Origin of the sequence: Endozoicomonas sp. ALC013 (assembly GCF_049310205.1) — a bacterium.
Lineage (GTDB): Bacteria > Pseudomonadota > Gammaproteobacteria > Pseudomonadales > Endozoicomonadaceae > Endozoicomonas.
In genome coordinates this window covers 1-3,759 of the sequence record NZ_JBLYNS010000264.1, presented here as the reverse complement: position 1 = coordinate 3,759, position 3,759 = coordinate 1, and the positions used below count along the sequence as shown (strand labels likewise).

The following is a 3,759-nucleotide window of genomic DNA, read 5'->3' as shown; positions in this document are numbered from 1 at the left end:
GAACAGCCTCCTAGTACGTCATTTCTGGGAACTTAATTTTAGAAAAAAGGTCAGAATTAACACAAAGGGTCAAGAACCATTAATCAAAATGGATCTTGTGTTTTTTTTCAAAATAATGGTTTCAGACTATGCAGAGTGTAAATAGTGGTGATGTTTCAAAAATCACTTACAATCCCCACCAGGAAAACAAAAATCAAAAAATTGATAATATTGATAATAAAGTTTCGCAGAGGGAAAGTGAAACTAACAATCCCATTACTCACAGAACATGTAATACAGCAGGGGATGTAGCTGCATCAAGTTCTGTACAGGCTGCCAGGGCCCTGCCCGATTTGCCATCAATCCACCTGACAAAAAAATTTTACCGGCCCTTAGATAAAAAACCTCTTGAGTTTGGCTGTGAACAACTTATTACACACCGAGACTTCAGGGAATTACTTTCCAAAAATATGAATGTTTATGCAGTACTGACAGATGATTCTCGGGGTGAAGGAGCTGTCAACATTATGGCTATCGGGAAACCAAAATTCAAAGTAAACGAACTGAAGAAAAACTTCTATACAACTGCTTTTCAATATATCCCAACATTAAAAGAAACACCTTGCAGTTCTGATATGATTGGTTTTTTACTTCGTACACCTCGTTGGATTGTCCATCATTTCTACGGGAATCTGAAAATAAAGTCCGCTAATTCCGGGATAATGAATCCGATTGAACAGTCAATCTTTCAAAAATTAAAACCAAAATATGAGGCGGGAGGTATTCACACTCATTTTATTGTTACTCACAAAGATTACCTGAAGGATATCTCTCCACAGGAAGCAAGATTTATTTTTGAGCAAATCTTTGACGAATCTTTCGAAGAGTTAAAAACAATGAAAGAAGATTCAGATCCCGATGTGAATAATCTGAACTCAAAAGCAACCATTGACGACCTTCCAGAAATCATACGCATTTATGAAGATAAAAACTCTCTGATCAGGCATAACCCTTGGTGTTTAAATTATCTTGATAAAGCATTACTCAGTAAGGTTAAATGGTTACCTGAATCCGCGAGTACACAACACACAGGGCAGAACTTTTCCTGTAAAATTCTTTGAGGCTCTTTTCGAATTCCAGACTGCTATGCAACCAGCATTTTGACTAAGGGCTGAAGCCTCTTGGGATATTCCCCTGTGAGGCCTTAGCCACAAGCGTAGAAGTGACCACCCCCCCCTCCATCGTATTAACATGCACGGGTTTGGTAAATACCGTCTTTGTCATCATTACGAGCATATTCACCTATGAAATATCCGGGCTTGGCGACCCCGTAGCGAGGGCGGCAGAAAATTGAGGATAAAAATTCGGTTTTGTGAGGTGAATAGCGGGGCTATTTGCCGAACAAAAGCGGATTTTTAGACCAATTTGCTGTCGCCACACGACTGCATGGATGCAGGAGCTAGAGCAACGCAGGAGCAGTTGCCGTGTAGGGCAGTCTATTCTCGGACAGCCTCGTGGTTAATACGATACTCTGCAGAACGTGCGTGTGCCGTCAGCGATTCCCCCCTGGCCAGAACAGAAGCCACTTTCCCCATTTCCGACGCGCCGTCAGCAGAAAACTGAATCACGGAAGAGCGTTTCTGGAAGTCATACACCCCCAAAGGTGAAGAGAAGCGTGCGGTTCCTGATGTGGGCAATACATGGTTCGGACCCGCGCAGTAATCACCCAGGGCTTCTGCCGTATATCGGCCCATAAAAATAGCACCGGCATGGCGTATCTCTGGCAGCCAGTTTTCGGGTTCTTCAACCGACAGTTCAAGGTGTTCCGGTGCGATGCGATTTACCAGTTCACAGGCCGCCGCCAGGTCAGGTACGGCAATCAGGGCTCCGCGCTTATTAAGCGACGCTGCGATAATATCCTGCCGTTCCATGGTTGGCAGCAATCGGTTCATGCTCTCCTGCACCTGCGCCAGAAAAGCCCGGTCCGGTGAGATCAGAATTGCCTGGGCATCTTCATCGTGTTCCGCCTGGGAGAACAGGTCCATGGCGATCCAGTCGGGGTTACTGTGGCCATCACAAACCACCAGTATTTCTGACGGGCCGGCAATCATATCGATACCCACCTGACCAAACACTTCCCGCTTGGCGGTAGCGACATAAATATTGCCGGGACCGACAATCTTGTCCACCTTCGGGATCGTTTCCGTGCCATAGGCCAGTGCCGCCACCGCCTGGGCACCACCGATGGTAAATACACGACTGACCCCGGCAACAGCGGCCGCCGCCAGTACCAGTTCATTCAGCTCACCGTCTGGTGCGGGAACCACCATCACCACCTCAGGCACCCCGGCAACCGAGGCTGGTATGGCATTCATTAGTACCGATGAAGGATAGGATGCACGGCCACCGGGCACGTAAAGTCCCACTCGATCCATCGGGGTCACCTGCTGGCCAAGCAATGTGCCGTCGCTCTCGCGGTAATTCCAGGAGCTTTGCTGTTGATGCTGATGGTAGTCACGAATCCGCTTTGCGGCGGTTTCCAGCGCTGCCCGCTGCTCAGGCTGAATGCTGTTGAGCGCCTGGTGCAAACGCTCAGCATCGAGAGTCAGCTCATCCATACTGGAGACCTGACGTCGATCAAAACGACAGGTGCAGGCCATCACAGCCTGATCTTTCTGGCTGCGCACCTGAGCAATAATTTCTTTCACCTGCTGCAGGACACTGTCGTTTGAAACAGACTCCCAGGCCAACAGGGCATCAAGCTGAGATGAAAACGCCGGACTGCTGAAATCCAGCTGAACCGGGGTTACGACTTCCGACGTCATGCTGGTTCCTCAACTGCATTGGTTTCTGCAATGGTTCTGGACAGTTGATCCAGTAACTGACCAATCATTTTGTACTTCACTTTCATGGATGCCCTGTTGACCACCATTCTGGAACTGATTTCAGCAATCAGCTCCTGAGGTTCCAGGCCATTGGCCCGCAGGGTGTTCCCGGTATCCACCACATCAATAATGATATCCGCCAGGCCAACCAGCGGAGCCAGTTCCATGGAGCCATAGAGTTTAATGATATCCGCCTGAATTCCCTGAGAGGCATAGTACTGCTTGGCAATATTGACAAATTTCGTCGCCACCTTAAGTCGGCCAGAAGATGGTACTGCGCCAACCTTCCCCGCCGTCATCAATTTGCACCGGGCAATGTTCAAATCCAGCGGTTCATATAACTCAGAGGAGCCGTGTTCCATCAGCACATCCTTGCCAGCAACGCCCATATCGGCGGCACCGTACTCAACATAGGTTGGCACATCGCTGGCGCGGACAATCAGCAGGTTTACATGGGGATGCGTGGTACCAATCACCAGTTTGCGACTTTTATCCGGATCCTCCGCAGGCTCAATACCCGCAGTTTTCAACAGAGGGAGAGTCTCTTTCAGGATGCGCCCCTTGGACAGCGCGATAGTGATCTGGCTCGACATACTTCTCTCAGGCTTCCTTACTTATCATGCGTTGTTAAAATGGTGAAGGTAGAAGAACTGCACAGTTAAGAATTAATGAATTGTTATTTACAGGTACCCTTTTTCCAGAGAGTATCACTGGTCTGGATAATAACATAGATATAGGGAAAGGTACGTAGAAAGGCACTAATACAAAGCTGGCATGTGTTGTTTACATGGGCCTGCTCTTCCTGGAAGCATACTAGGGCCTGTTGACGTTTCGTTGCGTGCTCAGCGTATCAGGGCGCTCCTATGACGAGGCGCGGCATTGCAGGAAGGCTGGT

At 48.3% G+C, this 3,759-nt stretch carries 3 protein-coding genes; 1 reads left to right on the top strand and 2 read right to left on the bottom strand.

From position 1 onward, the window contains the following. The first annotated feature begins 128 nt into the window (after window positions 1–128). A complete protein-coding gene (locus ACO6V1_RS22880) occupies window positions 129–1,100 on the top strand; it encodes a hypothetical protein (protein ID WP_422468790.1) in 972 nt (323 codons plus the stop codon). 375 nt (window positions 1,101–1,475) lie between these two features. On the opposite strand, the gene hisD is transcribed toward ACO6V1_RS22880, so the two are convergent. Beyond that, window positions 1,476–2,804 (bottom strand): histidinol dehydrogenase, encoded by a 1,329-nt coding sequence (gene hisD, locus ACO6V1_RS22875; protein ID WP_422468788.1) that lies wholly within the window; start codon window positions 2,802–2,804, stop codon window positions 1,476–1,478. Then, window positions 2,801–3,457 (bottom strand): ATP phosphoribosyltransferase, encoded by a 657-nt coding sequence (hisG, locus tag ACO6V1_RS22870; RefSeq protein ID WP_422449992.1) that lies wholly within the window; start codon window positions 3,455–3,457, stop codon window positions 2,801–2,803. Before hisG ends, hisD begins: the two co-directional genes overlap by 4 nt. Window positions 3,458–3,759: the final 302 nt, after the last annotated feature.